General features: G+C 59.9%; 26 protein-coding genes, 1 other RNA gene and 1 pseudogene. 10 read left to right on the forward strand and 18 right to left on the reverse strand.

The genetic code is table 11. The features are described 5' to 3' along the window. Nucleotides 1-774: class I SAM-dependent rRNA methyltransferase (locus ABYA88_RS06555; protein ID WP_373186184.1), on the reverse strand; the 774-nt coding region annotated here is incomplete at its 3' end. Between the two features lie 116 nt (nucleotides 775-890). Between ABYA88_RS06555 and ABYA88_RS06560 the strand changes: the two genes are divergently transcribed. The 5 genes from ABYA88_RS06560 to ABYA88_RS06580 all read left to right on the forward strand — a co-directional run bounded on the left by ABYA88_RS06560 (nucleotide 891) and on the right by ABYA88_RS06580 (nucleotide 4703). Then, the gene (locus ABYA88_RS06560) at nucleotides 891-1772 is read left to right on the forward strand and encodes an HDOD domain-containing protein (protein ID WP_373186185.1); all 882 of its coding nucleotides are present in this window, start codon (nucleotides 891-893) and stop codon (nucleotides 1770-1772) included. A gap of 36 nt (nucleotides 1773-1808) precedes the next feature. Then, the gene (locus tag ABYA88_RS06565) at nucleotides 1809-2324 is read left to right on the forward strand and encodes a glycine cleavage system protein R (RefSeq protein WP_373186186.1); all 516 of its coding nucleotides are present in this window, start codon (nucleotides 1809-1811) and stop codon (nucleotides 2322-2324) included. A gap of 99 nt (nucleotides 2325-2423) precedes the next feature. After that, on the forward strand, nucleotides 2424-3944 hold the full coding sequence (locus ABYA88_RS06570; protein WP_373186187.1) for a DUF1538 domain-containing protein: 1521 nt from the start codon (nucleotides 2424-2426) through the stop codon (nucleotides 3942-3944). Beyond that, nucleotides 3941-4288, forward strand: coding sequence for a P-II family nitrogen regulator (locus ABYA88_RS06575; RefSeq protein WP_373186188.1), 348 nt, complete (start codon nucleotides 3941-3943; stop codon nucleotides 4286-4288). The genes ABYA88_RS06570 and ABYA88_RS06575 overlap by 4 nt, the downstream gene beginning before the upstream one ends. 19 nt (nucleotides 4289-4307) lie before the next feature. Then, a complete protein-coding gene (locus ABYA88_RS06580) occupies nucleotides 4308-4703 on the forward strand; it encodes a CBS domain-containing protein (protein ID WP_373186189.1) in 396 nt (131 codons plus the stop codon). A 10-nt stretch (nucleotides 4704-4713) separates the two neighbouring features. On the opposite strand, the gene ABYA88_RS06585 is transcribed toward ABYA88_RS06580, so the two are convergent. The 12 genes from ABYA88_RS06585 to ABYA88_RS06640 form a co-directional block, all read right to left on the reverse strand. Continuing rightward, on the reverse strand, nucleotides 4714-5562 hold the full coding sequence (locus ABYA88_RS06585) for an SDR family NAD(P)-dependent oxidoreductase (protein WP_373186191.1): 849 nt from the start codon (nucleotides 5560-5562) through the stop codon (nucleotides 4714-4716). A 126-nt stretch (nucleotides 5563-5688) separates the two neighbouring features. Beyond that, nucleotides 5689-6774, reverse strand: a complete 1086-nt coding sequence (parM, locus tag ABYA88_RS06590; RefSeq protein WP_373186192.1) for a plasmid segregation protein ParM domain-containing protein — start codon at nucleotides 6772-6774, stop codon at nucleotides 5689-5691. A gap of 175 nt (nucleotides 6775-6949) precedes the next feature. Beyond that, on the reverse strand, nucleotides 6950-8575 hold the full coding sequence (mgtE, locus tag ABYA88_RS06595; protein ID WP_373186193.1) for a magnesium transporter: 1626 nt from the start codon (nucleotides 8573-8575) through the stop codon (nucleotides 6950-6952). Nucleotides 8576-8620: 45 nt separating this feature from the next. Next, nucleotides 8621-11506, reverse strand: coding sequence for an aminomethyl-transferring glycine dehydrogenase (gcvP, locus tag ABYA88_RS06600; protein WP_373186194.1), 2886 nt, complete (start codon nucleotides 11504-11506; stop codon nucleotides 8621-8623). A 138-nt stretch (nucleotides 11507-11644) separates the two neighbouring features. Then, nucleotides 11645-12025 (reverse strand): glycine cleavage system protein GcvH, encoded by a 381-nt coding sequence (gcvH, locus tag ABYA88_RS06605; RefSeq protein ID WP_373186196.1) that lies wholly within the window; start codon nucleotides 12023-12025, stop codon nucleotides 11645-11647. A 30-nt stretch (nucleotides 12026-12055) separates the two neighbouring features. Next, a complete protein-coding gene (gene gcvT, locus ABYA88_RS06610; RefSeq protein WP_373186198.1) occupies nucleotides 12056-13141 on the reverse strand; it encodes a glycine cleavage system aminomethyltransferase GcvT in 1086 nt (361 codons plus the stop codon). Between the two features lie 119 nt (nucleotides 13142-13260). Further along, nucleotides 13261-14862: an ABC transporter permease gene (locus ABYA88_RS06615; RefSeq protein ID WP_373186239.1), complete on the reverse strand. Its 1602-nt coding sequence runs from the start codon at nucleotides 14860-14862 to the stop codon at nucleotides 13261-13263. Nucleotides 14863-15015: 153 nt separating this feature from the next. Then, the gene (locus ABYA88_RS06620) at nucleotides 15016-16017 is read right to left on the reverse strand and encodes an extracellular solute-binding protein (protein ID WP_373186200.1); all 1002 of its coding nucleotides are present in this window, start codon (nucleotides 16015-16017) and stop codon (nucleotides 15016-15018) included. A gap of 71 nt (nucleotides 16018-16088) precedes the next feature. Next, a complete protein-coding gene (locus ABYA88_RS06625; RefSeq protein WP_373186202.1) occupies nucleotides 16089-17351 on the reverse strand; it encodes an FAD-dependent monooxygenase in 1263 nt (420 codons plus the stop codon). 34 nt (nucleotides 17352-17385) lie between these two features. Beyond that, nucleotides 17386-18603, reverse strand: a complete 1218-nt coding sequence (gene ubiH / locus ABYA88_RS06630; protein WP_373186204.1) for a 2-octaprenyl-6-methoxyphenyl hydroxylase — start codon at nucleotides 18601-18603, stop codon at nucleotides 17386-17388. Continuing rightward, complete coding sequence (gene pepP, locus ABYA88_RS06635; RefSeq protein ID WP_373186206.1) at nucleotides 18600-19940, reverse strand: Xaa-Pro aminopeptidase; 1341 nt, start codon at nucleotides 19938-19940, stop codon at nucleotides 18600-18602. Before pepP ends, ubiH begins: the two co-directional genes overlap by 4 nt. 14 nt (nucleotides 19941-19954) lie before the next feature. Continuing rightward, nucleotides 19955-20527 (reverse strand): UPF0149 family protein, encoded by a 573-nt coding sequence (locus tag ABYA88_RS06640; protein ID WP_373186207.1) that lies wholly within the window; start codon nucleotides 20525-20527, stop codon nucleotides 19955-19957. A gap of 217 nt (nucleotides 20528-20744) precedes the next feature. Here ABYA88_RS06640 and ABYA88_RS06645 point away from each other — a divergent pair, with 217 nt between their 5' ends. The 4 genes from ABYA88_RS06645 to ABYA88_RS06660 all read left to right on the forward strand — a co-directional run bounded on the left by ABYA88_RS06645 (nucleotide 20745) and on the right by ABYA88_RS06660 (nucleotide 22079). Continuing rightward, nucleotides 20745-20954: a TIGR02449 family protein gene (locus ABYA88_RS06645; protein ID WP_373186240.1), complete on the forward strand. Its 210-nt coding sequence runs from the start codon at nucleotides 20745-20747 to the stop codon at nucleotides 20952-20954. Further along, nucleotides 20951-21253, forward strand: a complete 303-nt coding sequence (locus tag ABYA88_RS06650) for a cell division protein ZapA (protein WP_373186208.1) — start codon at nucleotides 20951-20953, stop codon at nucleotides 21251-21253. The genes ABYA88_RS06645 and ABYA88_RS06650 overlap by 4 nt, the downstream gene beginning before the upstream one ends. A gap of 40 nt (nucleotides 21254-21293) precedes the next feature. Then, nucleotides 21294-21473: non-coding RNA, 6S RNA (ssrS, locus tag ABYA88_RS06655), on the forward strand. A 3-nt stretch (nucleotides 21474-21476) separates the two neighbouring features. Beyond that, the gene (locus ABYA88_RS06660; RefSeq protein ID WP_373186210.1) at nucleotides 21477-22079 is read left to right on the forward strand and encodes a 5-formyltetrahydrofolate cyclo-ligase; all 603 of its coding nucleotides are present in this window, start codon (nucleotides 21477-21479) and stop codon (nucleotides 22077-22079) included. Between the two features lie 3 nt (nucleotides 22080-22082). Here ABYA88_RS06660 and ABYA88_RS06665 read toward each other — a convergent pair whose 3' ends face one another. Further along, entirely contained in the window at nucleotides 22083-22205 is a 123-nt protein-coding gene (locus tag ABYA88_RS06665; protein WP_373186212.1) for a hypothetical protein, read from the reverse strand. Nucleotides 22206-22412: 207 nt separating this feature from the next. Further along, nucleotides 22413-23927, reverse strand: a complete 1515-nt coding sequence (ilvA, locus tag ABYA88_RS06670; protein ID WP_373186213.1) for a threonine ammonia-lyase, biosynthetic — start codon at nucleotides 23925-23927, stop codon at nucleotides 22413-22415. Between the two features lie 125 nt (nucleotides 23928-24052). Between ilvA and rpiA the strand changes: the two genes are divergently transcribed. After that, nucleotides 24053-24727: a ribose-5-phosphate isomerase RpiA gene (gene rpiA, locus ABYA88_RS06675; protein WP_373186215.1), complete on the forward strand. Its 675-nt coding sequence runs from the start codon at nucleotides 24053-24055 to the stop codon at nucleotides 24725-24727. An 8-nt stretch (nucleotides 24728-24735) separates the two neighbouring features. Here the strand turns inward: rpiA and ABYA88_RS06680 are convergent. The 3 genes and pseudogenes from ABYA88_RS06680 to ABYA88_RS06690 form a co-directional block, all read right to left on the reverse strand. Then, a pseudogene (locus ABYA88_RS06680) lies at nucleotides 24736-24876 on the reverse strand (SdiA-regulated domain-containing protein); the annotation flags it as partial. 21 nt (nucleotides 24877-24897) lie between these two features. After that, nucleotides 24898-25161 carry a hypothetical protein gene (locus ABYA88_RS06685; RefSeq protein WP_373186216.1) on the reverse strand — a complete coding sequence of 88 codons (264 nt, stop codon included), beginning with the start codon at nucleotides 25159-25161 and terminating at the stop codon, nucleotides 24898-24900. 107 nt (nucleotides 25162-25268) lie between these two features. Further along, the gene (locus ABYA88_RS06690) at nucleotides 25269-25937 is read right to left on the reverse strand and encodes a fumarylacetoacetate hydrolase family protein (RefSeq protein ID WP_373186217.1); all 669 of its coding nucleotides are present in this window, start codon (nucleotides 25935-25937) and stop codon (nucleotides 25269-25271) included. Nucleotides 25938-25956 lie beyond the last annotated feature (19 nt).

Genomic DNA, 25956 nt, shown 5'->3' on the forward strand with positions numbered 1-25956 from the left:
CAGATCCAGCGCCGGAGCTGAACTGTCGACGCACATGACTTCGCTGGCACCGAAGGCCGCCGCCTGCACGCCCCAGCCGCCAATGTAGCTGTAGAGGTCGAGCACCCGCTTGCCCTTAACGTAAGGCGCCAGGCGCGCGCGATTCATGCGGTGGTCGTAGAACCAGCCGGTCTTCTGGCCTTCCCATACCGGGGCCTCGAACTGCACACCGTTCTCTTCCAGGGGTACTCGCTGGGGCACTTCGCCGTGGGCGGATTCGACGTAGGATGGCAAGTCCTCGGCGCTACGGGCGCCGCTGTCGTTCTTGAACAGCACGCCCTGGGGCTTGAGCACCTGTACCAGGGCTTCGACGATCTCGTTGCGCACGCGCTCCATACCGGGAGTCGCGATCTGGACCACCAGATAGTCACCGAAGCGATCGACAACCAGCCCGGGCAGCAAATCGGCGTCACCGTAGACCAACCGATAGAATGGCTTGTCGAACAGCTTTTCACGCAGGCTGAGCGCGACCTGTACGCGGTGCACCAGCAATGACTTGTTCAGGGGCGTGCTGGTATCACGGCTGTGCATCCGCGCGCAGATCAGGTTGGTCGGACTCATGGTGACGAGACCGAAGGGTTTGCCAGTGGCGCTTTCAAGCTGCACTTCCTGGCCCGGCTCAAAGGCTGTCAGAGGGGTCTGCGCGGTATCCACTTCGTTGCTGAATACCCACAGATGGCCGGCCTTGATACGGCGGTCGCTGTTGGATTTCAGACGCAGGCTGGGCAGTGTCATCGGGGAGCTCCTCTTTCAGACGGTAGTGAATTCCACCGGGCGGGCAGTATACAGGCTGTCCAGTGCGACAGTCTGCGGCTAAACTTGAATATCCAGCATGTTATCGGACCGAGCGAATGACAGAGGATCTTACGGAAGAGCAGATCAGGCGCGCCCTGCAGGGTATCAGTGTGCCACCGCAACCCCAGATCATGGTGGACCTGCAAATGGAGCAGGTAATGCCAGACCCCGACCTGAAGGTCATTGCGCGCCTGATCAGCCAGGATCCCGGACTGTCCGGAAGCCTGCTCAAGGTAGTCAATTCGCCATTCTTCGGTCTGGCTAACCGGATCTCGTCGATCCAGCAGGCGGTCAATCTGCTGGGGGTACGGCGCGTGATCAACATCATTAACGCCCAGTCGATCCGCGGCGAGATGTCCGATGAAAATATCGTCAATCTCAATCGGTTCTGGGACAGCGCCCAGGATGTGGCGATGACCTGCATGACCCTGGCGAAAAAGATCGGCTGCATCGAGCCGGACGAGGCCTATGCGCTGGGCCTGTTCCATAACTGTGGCATCCCGCTCATGCTACGGCGTTTTCCGTACTATATCGAGGTCATGGAAGAGTCCTATTCACAGGCCGGGCGGCGCATCGTCGATGTGGAGAATCAGCGACTCAATACCAACCATGCGGTGGTGGGCTATTTCACCGCAAAATCCTGGCTGTTACCCCCGCACCTGTGCGAGGCCATTGCCAGCCACCATAACGCAGAGCAGATCTTCAGCCAGGATGACTATGATCCCGGGCTAAAGAACCTGCTCGCCATACTGAAAATGGCCGAGCATATCTGTCAGGCTCACCGGGTGCTCGCTAACCAGCCGGTTGACCACGAATGGGAAGCCGTGGGCCGCGAGATACTGGAGTATGTTGGCCTCACCGAATACGACTACGAAAATCTCGAGATCAACTGCCGGGAAATGATGCTGAGCGGCGAAGGCCGTTACTATCAGGACTGACGGCAACGTCTCAAGCACCGATTCAAGGAGTACTGCATGTCGACACCCCTCGTTATTACGGTCATTTCCGCCGACAAATCTGGCCTGGTGGAAAGTATTGCCCAGGTGATCAACCGCCATGGCGGTAACTGGCTGGAAAGCCGTATGGCCCGTATGGCCGGGCAGTTTGCCGGCATCCTGCGGGTAGACATTGCCGCGGAGAAGGTCGAGGCACTGCGTATTGATCTCGACGGACTGACCAGCCTGGGCATCAATGTTCAGGTAGCGGTCAGTGGCCAGGCGGATGAGCCGGAGCTGGAGATTCTGCATTTGACGCTTCTGGGTAACGATCGGCCAGGCATCGTCCACGAAGTATCCCAGGTACTCGCCCGTAACGGCGTGAATGTGGAGCAACTGGAAACCGAATGCGGTCCGGCGCCGATGAGCGCAGATGTGCTGTTCAAGGCCCGTGCGCGCTTGGGCATCCATCCGCAGACTGACCTGGAGGCGCTACGCCAGGATCTGGAGAACCTGGCAGACGATCTGATGGTGGAGCTGACGCAGGAGGAATGAGCGCCTGTGTGGCCACCATTGCTTGATCGAGATCAGCGTGATGATAAGGAGATGTTGCTAGGCTATTCATAGTATCTGCACCGACCTGGGATAGTTACAGTGAATCACCTGAATACTTTCTGGTACAACCTGCGGCATGCATTTGGCAACCTGTTGCCAATCATCATTGTCGTTGGACTGTTCCAGACAGCCGTCATTGGCGAGATGCCTGACGGACTGGCCGGTATGGTGCTGGGCCTGGCCATTGTTATTATCGGCGTGGCCGTATTCCTTCAGGGGCTGGAACTGGGCGTCTTCCCGGTCGGCAAGGGCCTCTCGAATGCCTTCGCCAGGCGAGGGTCCCTGCCTTTGCTGATGAGCTTCGGTTTTTGCCTGGGTTTTTCGTCGGTCATTGCCGAGCCGGCGCTGATTGCGGTAGCAGAGCAGGCCGAAGAAATCAGCGAGGGCAGGATCAAAGCCTTGACCCTACGATTGCTGATTGCCCTGTCAGTGGGGCTGGTCGTTGCGCTTGGCGTACTGCGCACCCTTCTTGGTCATCCCCTGCACTGGTACATGATCATTGGCTATCTTCTGGTTACTGGCGTGACCTTTTTTGCTCCCGAAGAAATCGTCGGCCTGGCCTATGATTCTGGTGGGGTGACAACCAACATCGTTACCGTCCCGCTGATTGCCGCACTGGGTATCGGCCTGGCCGGGGCAATCAAGGGGCGCAATCCGCTGGCCCATGGCTTTGGTCTGGTAGCGCTTGCGGTAATGGTGCCGATGATTGCTGTGCAGTTTTACGGCATTGTCGTCTATAACTTGTTCCCGGTTGAAACCCTGACGGCAACGGCGTCGGCAATGGCGTCACAAGCGAGCCAGGCAGCGGAGATCGTGACGGAGAAGTCTGGACCTATCGGATTGAATGGGCTGATCGATCTGCTCACGATGCTGCGCGATGTGCTACCCATTATCGTCGTGATCCTGTTTTTTCAATATGCTGTCATTCGCAAACCCTTGCCCTACGTGCGCCGGGTGATAATGGGCTTCGCCATGGTTATCCTGGGTCTGTATGCCTTTGTGCTCGGACTGAAGCTGGGATTGTTTCCGGTAGGCCGTAGCATGGCAGAGCAACTGATCGCCCTGGACACGCTGGTTTACGTCTACCTCTTTGCACTGGCCATCGGGTTCGCCACGACCATGGCCGAACCGGCGTTGATTGCGATTGGCGGCCAGGCCGAGGAAGCCGCACGGGGCAAGCTCAATGCCAAGCATATTCGTCTGCTGGTGGCCCTGGGCGTAGCAGTGGGGATCACCATCGGCGTGCACCGAATCGTCACCGGTGACTCCATCCACCAATACATCATGGGCGGCTATGCCCTGGTGATATTGCTGACCTGGTTCGCACCGCGCTTTATCGTGCCGCTGGCATTCGATCTGGGTGGCGTGACTACCTCTGAAGTCACTGTTCCTCTTGTCACCGCGCTGGGCATCGGTCTCGCTACCCAGATCGAAGGTCGCAGCGCTTTGATCGACGGCTTTGGACTGATTGCCTTTGCCTCGATATTCCCGATCGTCACCGTCCTGCTCTACGCTATTGTGATGGAGCGGCTCAAACCCGCCGAAGGAGACAACCCATGAAATTTTCGGTTTTGGTAGCCATAGTGGCAGAGGATCTGGAGGAAAAGGCCATCAAAAGCGCCAAGGCCGCAGGCGCCGGGGGCATAACCATCCTCAATGCCCGGGGCCTCGGGGCCGAACAGAAAAAGACATTTTTCGGTTTGACCTATGAAGGGAGTCAGTCGGTACTGATTCTGGTGCTGGAGAAGAAGCTTTCCTTGCAGGTGATGAAGTGCCTGATGCGGGATCTGGATTTGAACCATGACAGCCGCGGCGTGGTATTCACGCTGCCGCTGGAGCACATCGCCGGGATCGACCCCAGCCAGATTGAACAATTCGAGCAGATAATAAAAGATAACATCTGACCCTAACGGAGCATTTGCCATGTTGGTCAAGGACATCATGAAAACCAGCGTGATCACCATTTCAGCCTTCGCCACGGTGCGCGAGGCAATGCTGAAAATGCGTGAGCACCGCGTGAAGTCGCTAGTCGTCAACAAGAACAACGAGCACGATGCCTACGGGCTGGTTACCTATAACGACATGCTCAGAACCATCGTTGCTGAGGAAGGCGACATTGATCTGGTTAATGTTTATGACATTTGCAGCAAGCCCGCGCTGATTGTTTCACGCGAGCTCGCGGTAAAACATGTGGCTCGTCTAATGGTAACCATGAATATTCAACGCATTCTGGTGACCAATGCCAACGAGCTGGTTGGCATCATCACCATGAACGATATCATCAGCGCCATCCTGGAGATGGCTGACGCAATCGACTAACGCTGACCAGCTACTGACGGCCGACGTAACCGGGGTTAAATACCACCTCGTCGCCCTGCATGTGCTCGAAAATATCTTTCGCAACAATCGCCGGATCTTCCCAATCGGCGGCGCGATCACTCTCGGGATCGGCCATCGGCCCGATGGAGTGCTGACTGATCTTGGTTTTCATGCCGCCCGGGGCTGCCAGGAAGACCTGAATATTGTCTTCTTCAACCTCCTGCGCCACAGTCTGGAACAGGCCATGCAAAGCATGCTTGGTTGCTGCGTAATGCCCTAGACCGGGTGGCGCGGGGCGCATACCCAGAATTGAGGACACGTTGACGATGGTACCGCCGCCCTGCTCCCGCATGATCGGGATGACTCTCTGCGCCAGATCAGCGTACGCCCAGTAATTGACCTCGAATAACCGGTGGGCCTGCTCAATATCCATTTGCTCGAGTGTGGCTAGATAGGAGTAGCCTGCATTGTTGAACAGATAATCGATGCGACCGAATTCTTCCATCGCCGCCTCGATAATCTTGGGCCGCTGTTCTGCGTGCGCAAGGTCAGCTTCGACCACGATCGCATGTCCTTCCTCGCTGCGGATCTGCTCGGCCAGCTTTTCCGACTCCTCGCGGCGCATATCAACCAGCACCAGCTTCATGCCCTTTTCGGCACCCAGCCTGGCGAGCTCATAACCCAGCCCATGACTGCTGCCAGTAATAATCGCCACCTGATTCTCGTACTGGCGTGGCTCTGAGTGATCGTCGGCATGGGCTGCAGCCGCGAACATGGACAGCCCGCCGACCGCCAAGGCGAGCCAGAGGCCCAGGGCCAATCGCACCGGCGCGGTTGCGGGAATAGGGATACGTATCATGGGAAAACTCCTGGTTTGGTCGAAACTCTACCATAGCGGAATGAGCGGACTTCTTTGAAGCGGGAAACATCCGCTTTCAATTGCCCGAAAAGAGCCGGCGTCCAGGGCTGGATGCCGGCCTGCCGATCAGACCTCGAGCTGCTTCGCCGACCCCTTGGCTGACCTGCCCTTGATCCTTCCGGCGGCTACATTGCGCATGAACTTCAGAGCACCGCGTGCATTGGAGAACTCATCGAGCATCACCGGATTGGGAAATGCCTGGGTCAGCCAGTGGTGGAACACGACCGAGCCACCGCCTGTGATAATGATGGCCCGATAGATACCTATCGATCCCAGCCTGGACTTGACGTTATTGATGATCTTGGTCGCCACCGAGGAGGCGACATCATCACGCAATACTTCGAAATTGCGCAGCTCGCCGGCATAGAAAGTAGAACCGGTTTCCAGCACTTCATTGACCAGATTCGGCGGAATTTCGGCGTCATGGGAGTTTTCCAGCAGGCCGAGATTGATCAATTCCTGCTTGATCGCTTTTTCCAGAGCAAACTTGAGGTCCAGCACGCCGACCTTGTCAGTGCCCGAATAGGTGTTGTTGATGGTGATGCTGTCATCGACGATCAGATTGACCACGTCAGTGGTGGAGCCACCGATATCGATTATCGCTACATCGCCCTTGGTGTATTTGGCGGCATCGGTAAACTCACCTTCATCGTCCAGCACGAAATCGAAGAACGCTGAAAGCGCTTCGGAATAGCAATCGACCTGTTCGATGTTCAGCTTGTCATCACTGCCTACCACTTCAACAGTACCCTTGCTGCCGTTGAAGTTGGCAATGGTGGCGACCTTGTTCTCGGTGATCTGGCTGCCCTGCTCGGAGAAATAATCGCGGAATGACAAGGTGACGCCCAGATGCAGGGGCTGGTTGAGTAATTTGGCCTTGCGCAGCGCATGGGTCACCAGAACGCGGTTCTCGACCGAAGCGGGATAGTTCGCGTTGCGCAGATTGATCGGCGAGCGCACGGAGGGCTTGCAGGTGTAATCCACGCCATCGGCGCGGTAACGGTCAACCGTCTCGCCGCTGTTGGAGCTCAGACGGTCAGTACCGATAATCGTCGGTATTTTGAGTGTCTGGATTTTGCCTTCGGTGTCAAGCCAGGCCAGCTTGTGGTCCGCGTAACCGTTGTCGTCAACGACCAGTGTTACCTCTGCCATGTCACCCTCCCCATCCATTCAAATGTGATCGCTGCACGATTTCCGGCTGCGCCTGTTCCATACATTCGCCAGCTTGCCGCGGAAAGAATCCGCTCCGGCAACTTCGAGCTGCCGCGCTTGTGTGCAGGAGTATGCCAGTCTAGGCCGCAAGACGGAATATCGACGCTGCGCCTGATCAGATCAGCAGCAACGTCGCCAGGCCGAGAAACGCGAAGAATCCGACCACGTCGGTCACGGTAGTAAGGATCACGCCGCCGGCCAGCGCCGGATCGATCCCGAAGCGGCGCAGAACCAGGGGAATAACCAGCCCGGCCAGCGCAGCACAGAGCAGATTCAGCAGGATCGCAGCGCCGATGATGCCGCCGATTTTCCAACTGCCGAACCAGAGTATCGCGAGGCCCGCGACCACCAGCGCCCAGAGGATACCGTTGAGCAGCCCGATCCCCATTTCCTTGACCAACAGCACCCGGGCATTGCCGCCCACCACCTGGCCGAGCGCCAGACCGCGAATCACCAGCGTCAAGGTCTGGCTGCCGGCAATACCGCCCATACTGGCAACGATCGGCATCAGGACCGCGAGGGCCACGATCTGCTCCAGCGTGCCTTGAAACTGACCTATCACCCAGGCAGCAAGGAATGCAGTAATCAGGTTGATGCCCAGCCAGACCGAGCGCCGCCGGGTGCTGGTCAGGATCGGTGCGAACATGTCGGCCTCCTCGTCCAGACCCGCCATGTTCATCATCGCCCGCTCGGAGTCCTCGCGGATGATATCCATTACGTCGTCGACGGTGATACGGCCAAGCAAGATACCGTCTTCGCCAACCACACCCGCCGAAAGCATGTCCAGATCCTCGAACAGGCGTGCCACCTCATGGCTGGACAGGTCGACGTTGATCGGCTTGAACTCCTCGTCCATCACCTCGCTGACCTTGGCCTCGGGCAGGCTGGTAACCATCCGGCTCAGGCGCAACACACCCAGATAACGATTCTTGCGGTCGATGACCATCACCTTGTCGGTGTGGTCAGGCAGATCTTCCAGCAGACGCAGGTAGCGCAAGACCGAACCAATATGAACATCCGCACGCACCGAGATGTGGTCGACGTTCATCAGGCCGCCAGCGGAGTCCTCCGGATAGGACAGCATCTCCGCGATCTGCTTGCGCTTGCGCTCGTCCATCGACAGCAGCAGCTGCCGGCCAGAGCCGCTGGGTAGCGCCTGAATCAGGTCGACAAGATCATCCAGGTCGAGCTTGCGTGCGGCAGCGACCAGTTCGTCGTCACCCATCTCCAGCGCCAGCTTGGCTCGTACTTCTTCGTGCAGGTGCACCAGAATCTTGCCGGAGCGCTCACTGTCGAGGGTTTCCCAAACCGCACTGCGTTCGTCCGGTGGCAGTGCTTCGAGCAGTCCCGCCGCCTTGGCCGGATGCATATGCCTGAACACCTTGCCGACGCGCTTGTACTTGCCAGCCTGGAGCGCATCGCGGACGCTGCCGATATGGGTGAAGACGCTTTCTTCTTCCTCGTCCAGCAGCGCGTCAACGTCACCCCCTTCGCTGTCGCGGTGCAGGGCCGTCGCCATCTGCGGATCAAGATGGCGAAGCACCGCGGCCTCATCTTCATCGGCCACCTGCTGCCAGACGAGGTGGCGCTGCTCGGGCTCCAGCGCCTCCAGCAGGCTGGCCAGCTTGGCCGGATGCATCGGACGCAGCAATTTGCGCACGCGCTTGAGCTTGCCTTTGGCCAGCGCCTCGACAATCGCGTCCTGCCCGGTATGCACCGGATTACTGCTGTCGTCAGTCATAACAGTTGCCAACTCCTGTTTTCACATGCGGGCGGCGCCGGGATATCAGTCCTCGTAGCTCTCAACCGGAGGACAGGCGCAAAACAGGTTGCGGTCACCGTATACGTTGTCGATCCGGTTCACGCTTGGCCAGAATTTGTTGGCTGCTACCCAGGGCTGCGGAAAGACCGCTTCCTGCCGCGAATATGCGCGCTGCCAGTCGCCGGTGATATCGGCGAGTGTGTGGGGCGCATTGTGCAGCGGGTTGTCCTCGGCGCTCCACTCGCCCTGTTCAACTCGGGTTATCTCTCGGCGAATGGTCAGCATGGCATCGATGAAACGATCAAGCTCCGCTTTGGATTCGCTCTCGGTTGGCTCGATCATCAGCGTTCCGGCCACCGGAAATGACATCGTCGGGGCGTGGAAGCCGAAATCCATCAGGCGCTTGGCGACGTCTTCCTCGCTGATACCGCTTGCCGCCTTGAGGGGCCGGATATCAATAATGCATTCGTGCGCCACCCGTCCACCCGCCCCGCTGTAGAGCACCGGGTAGGCTTCGCCCAGGCGCTGGGCCAGGTAATTGGCATTGAGAATCGCCACTTCGGTTGCCTGGCGCAGACCCGAGGCTCCCATCAGCGCAATGTAGGTCCAACTGATCGGCAGGATGCTTGCGCTGCCCCACGGAGCGGCACTGACTGCACCGTTCTCCGGGTTGGGGCCATCAAGGGGCACCACCGGGTGATTGGCAACATAGGGAGCCAGATGGGCACGAACACCGATCGGGCCCATGCCGGGACCGCCGCCACCATGGGGAATACAGAAAGTCTTGTGCAGGTTCATGTGCGACACATCGGCCCCGATATCCGCCGGCCGGGTCAGGCCGACCTGGGCATTCAGGTTGGCTCCGTCCATGTAGACCTGGCCACCATGCTGATGGACGATATCGCAGATCTCGCGGATACCTTCTTCATACACGCCGTGGGTCGAGGGGTAGGTGATCATCAGGCACGACAGGTTAGCGGCATTGTCTTCCGCCTTCTGACGCAGATCGGCAATATCCACATTGCCCTGATTATCGCAGCCCACCAGAACGACGCGCATGCTGGCCATCATCGCCGAGGCAGGGTTGGTGCCGTGCGCGGAGGTCGGGATCAGGCACACATTGCGATGTTCGTCACCGTTGTCCTCATGGTACTTGCGAATCGCAAGCAGACCCGCGTACTCGCCCTGGGCGCCGGAATTGGGCTGCATGCAGATCGCGTCGAAGCCGGTAATCTGGCGCAGCATCTCCTCCAGTTCGTCGATCATCACCTTGTAGCCTTCGGCCTGGGCCAGCGGAACAAACGGATGGATCTGACCAAATTCGGGCCAGGTCACCGGGATCATCTCGGTGGTGGCGTTGAGCTTCATGGTGCAGGAACCCAGCGGAATCATCGCGTGATTGAGCGCCAGATCCTTGTTCTCCAGGGACTTGATGTAGCGCAGCATCTCGGTTTCGGAGTGGTAGCTGTTGAACACCGGATGCGTGAGGAAATCCGACTGCCGACGCAGTGCGGCCGGAATGCCTAGGTCCTTGCCCGCCACTGCAACGTCCAGCTCCTCTACGCTGCGGACTGCGCCGTCGCCGGCAAATATCGCCAGCAGGGTTTCGACGGTCGCGCGGGTGCTGGTTTCGTCCAGGCTGATACCCAGCCTGTCGCCATCGATCAGACGCAGGTTGATCCGCGCTGCCCGTGCCCGCTCGACGATTGCACTGGCCTGGCCGGGGACGTCAAGTGTCAGGGTGTCAAAGAAATTCTGGTTGCAGCGCTTGATGCCCGCCGCTTCCAGGCCGCTCGCAAGAATAGCGGTCAGTCGCTGGATCCGCTCGGCAATCACCTTCAGACCCTGCGGGCCGTGATAAACGGCATAGAAGCTGGCCATGTTGGCCAGCAGGACCTGGGCGGTGCAGATATTCGAATTGGCCTTCTCGCGGCGGATATGCTGCTCGCGAGTCTGCAGCGCCATGCGCAGTGCACGGTTGCCGCGGGCATCCACGGAAACGCCGATGATCCGCCCAGGCATCGCCCGCTTGTAGGCGTCCCGGGTAGCAAAGAAGGCCGCGTGCGGGCCGCCATAGCCCATCGGCACACCGAAACGCTGGGCCGAGCCAAAAACCACATCCGCGCCCAGGTCGCCGGGCGGCGTGAGCAGCACCAGGCTGAGCAGGTCGGCGGCGACACAGGCCAGGCCATTATTGGCATGTACCTGATCGATCAAGGGCTTGAGATCGCGAATCTCGCCCCAGGTATCGGGGTACTGGAACAGTGCACCGAATACCTCGTGCTCGCCCAGGGTCGATACATCATCCACCACCAGGTCGAAGCCGAACGCCTCGGCGCGGGTACGCACCACGGATATGGTCTGCGGGTGACAGTCGTGATCGACGAAGAACAGATTGCTCTTGCTCTTGGCCACGCGCTTGGCCAGCGCCATGGCTTCGGCAGCAGCGGTCGCCTCGTCCAGCAGGGACGCGCTGGCCAGCTCCATCCCGGTCAGATCGATGGACACCTGCTGGAAATTCAGCAGCGCTTCCAGCCGACCCTGGGCGATCTCGGGCTGGTAGGGGGTATAGGCGGTATACCAACCGGGATTTTCCAGCACGTTGCGCAGGATCACGGTCGGCGTCAGCGTGTTGTAGTAACCCATGCCGATACACGAAGTGAATACCTGATTGCGGCCAGCCACTGCCTTGAGATACGCCAGCACTTCGGCTTCACTGCGCGGCGCCTGCATGTCGAGCAGGTCCTTGCGCAGGATGCTGCGCGGCACGGTCTGTTCAATCAGTGCGTCCAGTGTCTCGACGTCCAGCGCATCGAGCATCGCTCGCTGCTCGGCAGGATCCGGACCGATGTGGCGACGCAGGAAGGCATCTGTCTGTTCCAGATCGTTGAGACTTGGCGTATGGCTCATGGGAATACCTGTCAGAGATTGAAAATGCGGATGTTGCGGCACGGGTTCTGCCAGAAAAACAGCAATGCCAGGCACAGGATGTACCCGGCATTTCAGCGCACCCTGGGGGAGCTACCGCGGCGGCAGCCCCCTGCGCTATCAGATCGAAGCGCTGTAGGCGTCTGCGTCCATCAGCTTGTCGAGTTCGGCCGGATCGGTTGGCCTGACGCGGAAAAACCAGGCGCCGGCATAAGGCTCGCTGTTGACCAGCTCGGGGCTGTCGGTCAGTGCATCATTGACCGCAATGACTTCGCCAGTGACCGGCGCGTAGATGTCCGAGGCGGCCTTGACCGATTCGACCACGGCGCATTCCTGGCCGGCGTTGACCGCGCGGCCCACTTCCGGCAGCTCGACAAAGACCACATCGCCCAACAGATCCTGGGCGTGGTCGGTAATACCGACAGTGATGGTGCCATCGGCTTCCTGGCGGGTCCATTCATGGCTGGAAGCGTAACGCAGCTCGGCGGGGGTATTGCTCATAGGGCTGTCCTCGGAAAAAGAATCTGAAATTTATTCGAATACGGCCTTGCCGTTGCGCACGAAGCCGGGCTTGACCACCCGCACATCCAGCAGCTTACCGCGGATCTCGACCTTGGCGCTGTCGCCGGTCGAGCGTGGCACGCGCGCCAGTGCTATGGAACAGCCCAGCGTGGGCGAGAAGGTACCACTGGTAATTTCGCCTTCGCCGACGCCCTCGACCACAACCTTCTGGTGGCCGCGCAGCACCGCGCGCTCGGCCATCACCAGCCCCACCTGCTTGGGCTGATCGCCGGCGGCACGCTGGGCCTCGAGCGCCTTGCGTCCGACGAAGTTACGTTCGGCCGGCTCCCAGGCGATGGTCCAGCCCATATTGGCTGCCAGCGGTGAAACATTTTCGTCCATATCCACGCCATACAGATTCATGCCGGCCTCGAGCCGCAGGGTATCGCGGGCAGCAAGACCACAGGGACGGCAGCCGGCGGCCAAAAGGGCGCTCCAGAAATCTGCAGCCTGGTCGGCCGGCAGAATGACTTCCAGGCCGTCTTCGCCGGTGTAGCCGGTCCGACCAATAAACCAGTCGTCATTGGGCAAGCCCTGGAAGGGCTTGAGATCATTGATCAACGCGGCCCGACCATCACTGACAACGCTGGCGGCAACCTCGCGCGCGCGCGGTCCCTGCACCGCCACCATGGCCAGGTCGTCCCGCTCCTGCAATGTCACCGCATAACCCTCGGCCTTGCTGTTCATCCAGGCCAGATCCTTCTCCCGGGTTGCGGCGTTGACCACCAGCCGGTAGCCGGTCTCGGTAATATAGACAATCAGATCGTCGACTACGCCACCGGACTCGTTGAGCATACCGCTGTAGAGCGCCTTGCCTGCAGTGGTCAGCCTCTCGACATCATTGGCCAGGAGGTATCTGAGAAAAGCCTTGGCTTCAGTGCCGGCAACGTCCACCACGGTCATGTGGGAGACATCGAACATGCCGACATCGCGGCGTACCTGGTGATGTTCCTCCATCTGCGAGCCGTAGTTCAATGGCATATCCCACCCGCCAAAATCGACCATTTTGGCGCCGGCGGCCAGGTGCTGCTCGTAAAGCGGAGTGCGCGAACCCATACGGCCTGTTCCTTGATAGAAGATGGATGTTCAGGCTGTGAATTGTAGCCACAAATGAGCTGACTGTGCAGCCTTTGCTGCGAATTGATGGCGCTGTGTGCGCCGCAAATCGGTCGCGATCAGCGCCGCGCCGAACGGCGAATCAGCACAATCACCGGCAGCAGGCCCACCAGCACCAGAGTCAGGGCCGGCAATGCCGCCCGCTCCCAGTTACCCTCTGTGGTCAACCCATGAATGCGTACGGCCAGGGTATCCCAGCCAAAGGGGCGCATCAGCAATGTGGCGGGCATTTCCTTGAGCACGTCGACAAACACCAGCAGACCGGCGCTGAGAATTCCCGGTAGCAGGAGCGGCAGATAGATCCTGCGCATGACCGCCCAACCCGACTGACCCAGGCTCTGTGCGGCCTCCGGCAGCGAAGGCCGGATGCGCGCCAGGGAAGTATCAAGCGGACCATAAGCCACAGCCATGAAACGAATCACATAGGCCAGCAGCAGCGCAAACAGACTGCCGAGCAGCAGCGGTGAAGGCTGCTCAGCGCCCATCCAGCCTCGCAGGGGTATCAGGAAAGCGTTATCGATCCAGCTGAACGCGAACATGATGCCCACCGCAAGCACCGAGCCGGGCAGCGCGTAACCCAGATTGGACACAGCCACTGCGCTACGCACCCGGCGGATGGGTTGCAACCGCCGGGCCAGCGCCAGCAGAATCCCCAGGGTCACGGTCAGGGCTGCCGCCATCGCGCCCAGCAACAGGGTGTTACGAATCAGCGACCAATAGCGGCTGTCCAGATAGCCCATGCCGCCCTGGACCAGCCAGTAGATCAACTGGATGACCGGAATGATGAAGGCTATGGACAGCACCAGCAGACAGAATCCGCAGGCGAGCCAGGCCCTGGCACCGCGCAACCGGTAAATCGCACCGGGGCGCGGCCGGTCGACGCCGGGGAAACGCCGGCTGCCCTGCGCCCTGCGCTCGGCGAAGAGCGCCAGAAAGACGAACAGCAGCAGCACACTGGCCAACTGGGTGGCGGTCTGCAGACTGAAAAAACCGTACCAGGTCTTGTAGATGGCGGTGGTAAAGGTATCGTAATTGAACACCGACACGGCGCCGAAGTCGGCCAGCGTCTCCATGATCGACAGCGCCGCTCCGGCACCTATCGCAGGTCGCGCCATCGGCAATGCAATCTTGGTGAACCCCTGCCAAGGTGTCTGACCCAGAACGCGCGCAGCCTCCATCAGGCCGCGCCCCTGAGCCATGAACGCGCTGCGCGCCAGCAGATAGACGTAGGGGTAGAAAACCAGCACCAGCACCAGAATGACGCCGCCGGTAGAACGAATGGATACCATGCGGAAATCATCGCCGAGCCAGCTACGCAGCAGTGTCTGGACCGGGCCAGAGAAATCCATCAGGCCGATCATTACAAATGCCAGCACATAGGCCGGAATGGCGAATGGCAGCATCAAGGCCCAGTCAAACCAGCGCCGCCCGGGAAATTCGCACATGCTGGTAAGCCATGCCAGGCTCACGCCGAGCAGGACAACACCAGTACCTACGCCGGCGACCAGCATCAGCGTATTGCCAATCAGTTGCAGCAGCTGTGTCTGCAGCAGATGCGCCCATATCTCGGTATCAATACTCTGCCAGCTGAGTACCAGCACCAACAATGGCATCAGTACCAACGCCGCCGAGCCATAGCTCACGGCTCGCCAGTAAGGCATTTTACTGATCAAGACTCGGGGCACATCCGCTCCTGCTATTGGTGGCCAGGCGCGCCGAAAATTAGCCGCCCTGTGCAATGCAAACGCCCGGCACTGAGCCGGGCGTTTGCATTATATCGGAAAAGCCCACAAAAGCTGCGGACCAGTGTCAGTTCACTTCCAACCCTGACGATCCATCAGCATGATCGCTTCGGCCTGCAGGCGCCCCGCCACTTCAACATTGATCTGATCTGCCTTGAAATCACCCCATGCGGCCACTTCGTCGGAAGATTCCACTGCCGGGTTAGCCGGAAACTCCTGGTTGACCTCGGCGAATACCTCCTGCGCAGCAGGAGTAGTCATCCACTCCAGCAATTTGATGGCTTCCTCCGGCTGCTTGGAATGCTTGGTGATGCCGGCGCCGGAAATATTCACATGCACGCCGCGGTCTTCCTGGTTCGGCCAGAACAGCGCAGCTTTCAGATCCGGGTCCTCCTGCTGCAGGCGACCGAAGTAGTAGGTATTGACGATCCCGACGTCACACTGGCCGGCGTCGATCGCCTGGATCAGGGAAGTATCGTCGGGGAAAACCGGCGTTGTCAGGTTGCTCACCCAGCCTCCTACGATTTCGCCGGTGCGCTCGATTCCCAGCGTCTCGATCATCGTGGCGGTCAGCGACTGGTTGTACACCTTCTTCGAGGTGCGCAGGCACAAACGCCCTTTCCAGCTGTCGTCCGCCAGCGCTTCATAGGTGCTCAGCTCAGATGGATCGACACGCTCGGTGGAATACACAACGGTACGGGCGCGCAGCGAAAGCCCGGTCCATTCACCACTTTCAGCCCGGTACTGGGAGGGAATGTTTTCCTCAATGACGTCTGACTTGACCGCGCGCAGCACGCCCTGTTGCTCGGCCTGCCAGAGGTTACCGGCATCGACGGTGATCAGCATATCGGCCGGAGTGTTCTCCCCTTCTGCCTGGAGGCGGGCCAGCAGAGGCGCTTCCTTGTCCGTGATGAAGTTGATTTTCACGCCGGTTTTTTCAGTGTAGAGCTCGAATACCGGCTGAATCAGGTGGTCCTGGCGAGCAGAATAGACCACAAGCTCTTTGGCCTGGGCGATGCTGCCGAAGGTGGTCAGAGCCAGGCTCAATGCAGTAATGGAACGAATAGCGGACATAGGTTACGCCTCACAATGGGTAAGCGGAGCCTAGATGATAATGATTCGAATTTAGTTTAGCAACCAGGTAATCAACAACTTCCCACATCCAGCTCCGGGTTCTTCGCCAGGGATGGAAGATCGCCATCGAGCCCCATCGCACGACGGATCACCAGCGACTTGAGCTTGCCCTGCTGATCAAGCCATTGCATGCCGGCATTGCGCAGCCAGCGCAGCGGCAGCGCATCGGCATGGAACAGGCGCTCGAAGCCTTCCATCGCGGTCATCATGCCCAGATTCGCCCCCATGCGCCGCCGCTCATAGCGTTGCAGTACCGCCAGATCCGCAGGTGATTCCCCGCGCCGAATTGCCGCACGCAGCACATCGTTGAGCTCGGCTGCATCAAGCAAGCCAAGGTTCACGCCCTGTCCGGCCAAGGGGTGGATCGTATGCGCGGCGTCACCCACCAGTACCAGCCCCTGCATCGCGTAGGTCTTGGCATGGCGCTGGCGCAATTCGATACGATGCCGCGGATCCGCCGCAACTATGCGGCCCAGGCGTCCCTCCATTGCGGCGCCGATCTCCCGTGCAAAAGCCGCATCGTCAAGCGCCATCACCCGGTCGGCGGCATCAGGTAACAATGACCAGACAATCGAGCAGTAATGTGCCCCATCCTGATCCGGCAGCGGCAGGAATGCCAGCGGCCCGGTCGGCAGGAACCGCTGCCAGGCAGTATCCTGGTGCGGCTCGGCCAATTGCACCGTGGTGACTACAGCGTGATGCAGATAGTCCCACTCGCGCAGCGCAAAGCCGGCAAGCTCGCGCACCCTGGAGTGCGCACCATCGGCGGCGACAATCAGCGGAGCGCGTAGCGACTCGCCGCCGGCCAGCTTGAGCCGCCAGCCATCGTCCTCGCATATCAGTGTCTCGATCCGGCGACCGCCGAGCATGGCAACCTCGGTCTGCGCCAGGCGTTGCAGCAGAGCGTGCTGAATGCGTTTGTTTTCCACAATATGGCCCAGCCGGCTCTCATCCAGTGCAGCCGCGTCGAAACGGATCTCGCCCGTACCCTCGGCATCCCATACGCACATGTGCTGATACGCGCAGCCGCGGTCGTCGGCAATCAGCGGCCAGACGCCAAGGTGGGAAAATATGCGCTCGGACGCAGCGCTCAGCGCGCTCACCCGGGGATCGTAGCCGGAGGCCGTTGCCGCCGGCTGCTGCGGCAACAGGTCCAGAGGCAGCGCGTCGACTACGGCAATCCGCAGATCGCTGTCGGCCAGCGCCAGGGCCAGGGCCAGGGTCGCGCCAACCATCCCGGCCCCAACGATTATCAGGTCATGCTCATGCGCCATGCATTTCACCTCGGTAGGGAGCGGCCGCGACAGCTCAGATTTTCAGACCCATCGCCTGCCGCGCGAACATGCGTCGGGCCGGCGGCAGAAGACCCAGCCCGAGTAGGCCCAGATTGCGGCCCAATGTCAGCACCGGCTGGCGGTTACTGAACAGACGGGTCAGGTAGTCACTGAAGGCGACGGTCAGTCTCTGATCCGCGTGCTGACCCTCAAGGTAATCCTGCAGCACCGCAAGGTCACCCAGGGCTCGCTGCCTGTGGCTGGCGGCGACCAGCTTGTCGGCCAGGGCTACGGTATCACGCAGGGACAGATTGAAACCCTGGCCGGCAATCGGATGCAGACTGTGTGCGGCGTTGCCGAGCACCACCAGGTGAGCCCTGACCTGCTCCTGGGCCTCAATCAGATGAAGCGGGTAGCAGGCACGCGATCCCACCCGCGTAAGCGCTCCCATGCGAAAACCAAAAGCCTGTTGCAGCGCAGCAAGAAAGGGCCCATCCGCCAGCGCGGCGATATCCTCGGCCTGATCCTCGGGCAAGGTCCACACCAGCGCGCTGCGTTGCCCGGCAAGGGGTAACAGCGCCAGGGGGCCTGATTCGGTAAAACGCTCGTAGGCAACCGAATCGTGGCCCAGCGCAGTAGTTATGTTGGCGACTATGGCGGTCTGTCCGTAGGGGCGGACCTCGCGATGCACACCGAGCTGATCGAGCAGACCCGAGCGACCGCCGTCGGCAAGCACCAGCAAGCTGGTATTCAATGTCTGCTGTGCGCCATCCACGTCGACTTCGAGCGCGTAGCCGCCGGGCTCCGCACGCGCCGAGATGGCACGTGCCGGCGCCAACCATTCGACCGCGTCGCTGTCCAGCGCGGCAAGAAGCACCTCGCCCAGTCTGGCATTTTCCACTACGTAACCCAGGGCCGGCACGGCCTCCTTCTCTGCGTACAGACGGGTTACGCCAGGGTGGCCGCGGTCGGACACATGAATCTGCCTGATCGGTTCGACACTCGGCGCCAGCTGCGACCATACTCCGAGCCGCTCAAGCAGCAATCGGCTGCCATGGGACAGCGCCGTCGAACGGGCGTCGTAGCTGGGCTGCTGCTGACCGGCAGCTGGCGGCTGCGCCTCGATCAGACGAATATGCCAACCGGCCTGCCGGGCACGCTGCTGCAGTGCCAGTGCCAGGCAGGCTCCGACCATGCCGCCGCCGACGATTGTCAGGTCGGCGCTCACCGCATCGCGCTGCAGGGCATTCACGCAGGCACTCCGACTTCGTCACGCGCCTGCGCCATCAATGCCTCGATCTCGTCGGCGTCCTTGGGCACGTCGGCGCTGAGCACATCGCAGCCGGTTTTGGTTACCACCACGTCATCCTCGATGCGAATACCAATGCCTCGCCATTTACGCGCCACCGTCTCATCGTCCGGCGCGATGTAGATGCCAGGCTCGACGGTCATTACCATGCCCGCCTCCAGCTCGCGCCAGGCACCACCTATGCGGTAATCACCCACATCGTGCACGTCCATACCCAGCCAGTGACCGGCACGGTGCATGTAAAAGCGCTTGTACGCCTCATCAGCCACCAGCTTCTCGACGTCACCCTGCAGCAGGCCCAGCTTGACCAGCCCGGCGGTGATTACGTTTACCGTCGCTTCGTGCGCTTCGTTCCAGTTGCGCCCTGGCGCAATCACCTCGAAGGCTGCCGCCTGGGCATCAAGCACGATATCGTAGATCGCGCGCTGCTCTGCAGTGAAGCGGCCACTGGCGGGGAAGGTACGAGTAATATCGCTGGCATAGCAGTCGAGTTCGCAACCGGCGTCGATCAGCACCAGATCGCCGTCGCGAATCTGACTGCTGTTTTCGGTGTAATGCAGGATGCAGCCGTTACGCCCGGCTGCGACGATCGATGAATAGGCCGAATAGCGGCTGCCATGGCGCATGAAGGTGTACTGTAGCTCTGCTTCCAGCTGGTATTCCCAGCTACCCGGCCGGCACACCCGCATGGCCTGCATATGCGCCTTGGCGGAAATCTGTGCTGCCTCGCGCATGACTTTCACTTCCGCGGCGCTCTTGTACAGCCGCATGTCGTGCAACAGGTGATCGAGGGCGACGAACTCATTGGGCGGCGTTGCCCCCAGCCGCGCCTTGCTGCGTATCACGTTTATCCAGTTGGTCAGGCGACGGTCAAAATCCTGATTTGCACCCATCGCATAATAGACCCGCTCTCGCCCTTCGATCAGACCCGGCAGAATGTCATCGATATCGGCAATCGGAAACGCGTCGTCGGCGCCGTATTCGCTGGATGCGCCATCCTGGCCGGCACGATAGCCGTCCCAGAGCTCGCGCTCCTTGTCCTTCTCCCGGCAGAACAGCACATACTCGCCATGCTCGCGACCCGGAATGAGCACGGCCACCGCCTCGGGCTCGGGAAAGCCGGTCAGATACTGGAAGTCGCTGTCCTGGCGATACTGGTATTCCACATCGCGGTTGCGTACCCGCACTGGTGCGGCCGGCAGCACGGCAATGCTGTTGGGCTCCATCTGCGACATCAGCGCCTTGCGACGTCGGGCGTATTCCTGTCTGGATATGTGCATGTTTACCTCTGATGTCAGTGCAAGGATGCCGGCGGCTTGATCTCGCTGTCGGAGTCCGGCTGGCATTCGCTGAACAGCATCAGCACCGCCATGCGCACGTACTCCATGACTTCCATATAATCGACCTCGTTCGCCTCGGACTCTTCAAGGTCGGTCTGCACCTGGGCAATCGCGGCGAAATCGCGCAGGGCGCTGTCCGCCTCCTCGCTGAGTTCGTTGCTGCGCTCGACCAGGCCGAAGCCGCCGAGGAACCCCTCGCACCACTGGCCCAGCGCCTGGGTCCGACGATCCACCGTGGCGCTGTCATCAGGCAACAGCAGGGTAATGTCGAAACCGCTACCGGTCAGCTCGGCGAGGCTGGCGTCATATAGCTGGATAAGCTGGACCTTGCCGGCTTCGGGCAGACTGCCGCGGGTATCGAGCAGCTCGTGCGCCACATTCAGCCAGGTGCCGTGATCATAACGGGCTCCGGCCGACAGACGGCCGACCAGATGGCCATGCAGCTCCGCCGGGAATGCGGAGGCTCCCAGCTCGCTGAAAAGCTGGGCGAAACGGTCAAAATCAAATACGGCTGGCATCAGTGCCATAAATCAAGGTCTCCAGAAATGTGCAGGGACAGTATAAAAGCAGATGAGCTTCTAAGGTGGAGCTTTATGTTGCGTAATCTACTGGGCCGGGCGACCAGGGTCCAGTGCAGCGAGCCGTAGCTGTTTCGTCCGGACCAGGCATCCGTCAGACACAGGTTTGACCGGCCTGCGGCGCCACTCTATAGTTGCCCAACACCGGGAAGACAGAATGGCGAAAATGGAAGCACCCGACATCAATACCCTGACACTGAAAGTGGCCCAGCTGATCGACTTGTGCGACCGCCTCCAGCGACAGAATCAGCATTTGCAGCTACAGGAGAAATCCTGGAGGGAAGAGCGGATGCAGTTGATTGAAAAGAACGATCTGGCCCGTCAGAAGGTCGAAGCCATGATATCGCGTCTCAAATCCCTGGAGCATGATGCATGAGCACCGCCCTGACAGTTACTTTGAATATTCTCGACAAGGAATACCGCGTCAGCTGTCCTCCCGAGGAACGCAGCAATCTGGAGCAGGCCGCACGCCATCTGGACAGTACCATGCGGGACATCCGCAACAGCGGCAAGGTGATCGGCGTTGAACGCATCGCCGTGATGGCCGCCCTCAATATCAGCCACGAGATGCTGACTGGTAGCCGCCAGCAGGATTCGGAACTGGATCGGCAACAACAGCAGATTGGCGACCTGGTCAGCCGCCTGGATCAGGCGCTCTCACGCCATCAATCCTGATCGGCCGTGAATTAGTGCTCACTTTTCTGTATACTCTTACCCGTCCCTGGGATGTTTGCCAGCAGGTGATGTCCCTGAGCCGATACTCCTGTAAAAGGAGGCCACGCGTTATTGCCAGTGTGCATGTCCGCATGACGGAAAGCCTGAGGCAATGCCGTGTCCCCCACCTTGAACTTTCGGGTTCAAGGGCTAACCCGGCAGCGGCATCTCCGGGGACCCTCATATGACTCCCACCCGGCGCAAGGCGTTACGCAAGGAACTGCGTTCCGCGCGGCGGGCACTGACTCCCGCTCAACAGCACCGCGCCAGCAGGCGACTTTTCCGACAGCTGGCCCAGCATCCGCTATTCATCCGCAGTCGCCACATAGCTTTCTATCTGGCCAATGACGGGGAAATAGATCCTGTGCTGCTGTTTCGACACGCCCACCGCCTGGGCAAGGTCTGCTACCTGCCGGTTATTACCGGCTGGCCGCGCAACAGCATGAAATTTCAGCGAATTCATAAAGGGCAGCGTTGGAAGCGCAACCGCTTTGGTATCGATGAGCCCCAGGCAAGAGGTGATCATCAGACGATGCCATGGCGACTGGATCTGGTGATGATGCCACTGGTGGGATTTGATGTGCAGGGGAACCGACTGGGAATGGGTGGTGGCTTCTACGACCGCACGTTCGCCTACCGCCGCAGGCGGAGCACCTGGCTGGCGCCGCGCCTGCTGGGCCTGGCACATGACTGCCAGAAGGTTGAAGCATTGCCGGTAGCCCCGTGGGACATCCCTGTGGATGGCATCGCCACTGATGCAGAATTCATCAGACTCTCGAAGCCATGAAGCCTATTCCTGGCTGCGCTCGATAACCGGCTTGCTCTCCAGAAACCCCTGGGTATAACCAGTGGTCACTACCCCCAGGCCGAACACAATGACCAATACCCACAACAGGTCGGGTTTACGCCGCACAGCACACCTCCAGATCAAACACGTTATTATTATTCAGATCGTGATTCATCGACACCGGGCGCTGGACGCCACGGTGCTTTCTGCCTGATCGCGCATCGCAGGATGCGCGCAGGTGAGACGAAACATCAGGGTGAATCGACTATGGGTTTTAAAGCCTACCCATGAGGATGTCAAATTCAGGGATACTCACCGCGGGCGCCGAGCCCCTCAAGCAAGGTAAAGTCGATAAGCCGGGTTGTCAGTCTCATCCCAATACATGTAACCGATACTGTCCAGCGTCTCGGGCACCTTGTGCCTGTCTGCTTCAGCAACCTGCAGGCCCACCACAACCCGTCCGTACGCGGCGCCATGATTGCGGTAATGGAACATGGAGATATTCCAGCGCGCGCCCAGCTTGTTGAGAAAATTGAACAGCGCACCCGGCCGCTCAGGGAATTCGAAACGATAGACCACCTCATCGGTCACCTGCTCGCAGTGCCCCCCCACCATATGCCGGATATGCAGCTTGGCCAGTTCGTTGTCGGTCAGATCCAGCACCGGGAAGCCCTGGCTCCCCAGCATTTCCACCAGCGCATCACGGGGATCGAGCTCGGGATGGGTCTGCACGCCGACAAAGATGTGCGCTTCGGCGTTGTCGTGATAGCGGTAGTTGAACTCGGTGATCGAGCGCTTGCCGATCGCCTGGCAGAACGCCTTGAAGCTGCCGGGTTTTTCCGGAATCGTGACTGCCAACAGCGCCTCGCGCTTCTCGCCGATCTCGGCGCGCTCGGCCACATGACGCAGGCGGTCAAAATTGACGTTGGCGCCGGAATCGATCGCAATGAATACCTTGCCACTGCACTCTTCGCGCTCGACGTATTTCTTGATGCCCGCCACGCCCAGACAACCCGCCGGCTCGCAGATCGAACGAGTGTCATCGTAGATATCCTTGATCGCCGCGCACATCTCGTCGGTGGTGACCGTAATCACCTCGTCGACGTAATGCCGGCACACTTCAAAGGTGTGCTCGCCAATTTGCGCGACCGCGACCCCGTCGGCAAACAGCCCTACCTGACTCAACACCACGCGTTCGTCCGCCGCCATTGCCGCCTGCAGACAGGCCGCATCAGCGGGCTCAACACCAATCACGCGAATCTCGGGCCGCAGGTATTTGACGTAAGCGGCGATCCCGGCGATCAGGCCGCCACCGCCCACCGGAACAAAAATGGCGTCGAGCTGCCCCTGGTGCTGACGCAGGATCTCCATGGCAATGGTGCCCTGACCTGCGATGGTGTCCGGATCATCGAAGGGGTGGATGTAAACCAGCCCTTTCTCCTTGATAAGCTTCTGCGAATAAGCCAGCGCCTCATCGAAGGCATCCCCGTGCAGTACCACCTTCGCTCCCCGCGCACGCACCGCGCGCACCTTGATCTCCGGAGTCGTACGCGGCATGACGATGGTTGCCTTGACGCCGAGATGTCGCGCGGCATATGCCAGGCCCTGGGCATGGTTGCCAGCCGAGGCGGTCACAACGCCACAGGCACGCTGCTCGTCTGTGAGCAATGCCAGCTTGTTATAGGCCCCCCGAATCTTGAACGAAAACACGGGCTGCAGGTCTTCACGCTTGAGCAGCACCGTATTGCCCAACCGCTCGGACAGAAACGGGGCCGCATGAATCGGCGTCTCCACTGCGACATCATAAACGCGGGAGCTGAGGATCTTCTTGACGTAGGTTTCCAGCATGGGGTTTGGGCTTGTTCCGGTGAAAACAGCCAGTCTAGCGAATCACCTGCCCTGCGACTACACGCTGCCGCTTGCGGGTGCGTATAATTTAATACTTTGAATAACGCCGAGCAGAGGTATCAAGCATGTCCCAGGATGAACTGAAACAGGCCGTCGGCCAGGCCGCGGTGGATATTCTGCTACCCCACCTGGAAGACACCAGCGTTATCGGCGTAGGCACCGGGTCGACTGCTAATTGCTTTATCGACGCCCTGGCAAAACACAAGGGCTTCTTTGATGGCGCCGTAGCCAGCTCGGAAGCGACCGCTGAGCGACTGAGGCAACACGGCATCCAGGTGCACGACCTCAACAGCGTCGGCAGGCTGGACTATTACGTGGACGGTACCGACGAGACCAACAAGCATCTGGAGCTGATCAAGGGCGGCGGCGCAGCGCTGACCCGGGAAAAGATTGTCGCGGCCGTGGCGGAGACTTTTATCTGCATCGCCGACGGCAGCAAGCTGGTCGACACCCTGGGTGCATTCCCGCTGCCGGTGGAAGTGATCCCGATGGCCCGTAGCCATGTAGCCCGGGAAATAGTCAAACTTGGCGGGGATCCGGTCTACCGCGAAGGTGTGGTAACCGATAACGGTAACGTGATCCTGGATGTACACAACATGCAGATCCATGACCCGCGCAAACTGGAGGAGCAGCTCAATGCGATCGTCGGCGTGGTCTGCAACGGATTGTTTGCTGCCCGCCCCGCCGACATTCTACTGTTAGGCACCGCCGACGGCGTCAAGACACTCAAGCGGACCTGATTCGGTCGCTAGTGCTCCGGTACGAAACGGTAGAACAGATTGGGTTCGCTGACGACATAGATTCGTTTACGGTCATCCACCGCCAGCCCTTCGGCCTGTTTTACCGTATCGCGCGAGCCATGCATGCGCTGCCGAAGCCCCAGCAGGCTGAGCGGTCGCCGATCGACGGCTTACCCGACAACCATATGCGACTCATCGCTCGACAGCAGGATGTGGCCGCTTTCCCAGTGCTTGGTCAGTGATGAACGATCATCATCCACTCCAGGCACTTCGCGCGCCTCGATAGCCACCTTATAGCGTCCCAGCTCCAGGGATCCGTCTGGCGCAGCCTGGCGGTTGAGCATCCAGTTCTGCCACAAGAGTACATCGAGATGATTCAGCCTTACATAGCCGCCTGCGGCCAGCGGCCAGCAGGCATAGCACAACGAGGGCAAGTAGCACTCTCAATATCGGCTTCCCGCTAACAGTGACTGCGAGATCCTGTGAAAACCAGACGAGGGAAGGTCCGGTGCCAGGCGCTGGAAAATATCAGCTTTGCATCTCAGCCCTGCACAGAAGTCGACAGCTCGAGCTGGCCGGGGATGGACAGGTCCAGCCGATCGCCGGCATGCAGTATGCCCACCCCCGCAGGCGTGCCGGTGATAACCACGTCGCCCGGCAACAGGGTGAATACCGTCGAGATCTGTTGCAGGAGAATGGCTATTGGCGTGATCATCTGAGCGCTCCTGCCCTGCTGGCGGACTTCGCCATTGATCCGCAGCTGCAGCGCGATGTCATCCAGCTGCGGAGCCGACGTGGCGGGTATGAACACCGACAGGGGACATGCGCCATCAAAGGCCTTGGCCCGTTCCCAGGGATGGCCCTTGGCTTTCAACTGATCCTGCAATTCGCGCAGAGTCAGATCCAGAGCCAAACCGACACCAGCGATCGCTGCCGTTGCTTCGGCTTCGTTCACCTCGCCCGAGAGTGTGCTACCGATCAGCAGCGCAATTTCAGTTTCGTAGTGCACCGGACCACGCGAAGGGTTCAGCACAATCGACTCAGCAAGCGGAACTATCGCGGTTGAAGGTTTGAGGAACAACAGCGGCTCGGTGGGGACCGGATTGTTAAGTTCTTTAGCGTGCTCCGCATAGTTGCGACCTACGCACACCACCTTGCCTACTGGGAGGTCAGCAGGAGAACCATCAGCGTAACGGTGTTGGTAGTTCATGGACACTCCTTGCTGTAGT

This window comes from Halopseudomonas sp., from assembly GCF_041579695.1.
In the GTDB taxonomy this organism is placed as follows: Bacteria; Pseudomonadota; Gammaproteobacteria; order Pseudomonadales; family Pseudomonadaceae; genus Halopseudomonas.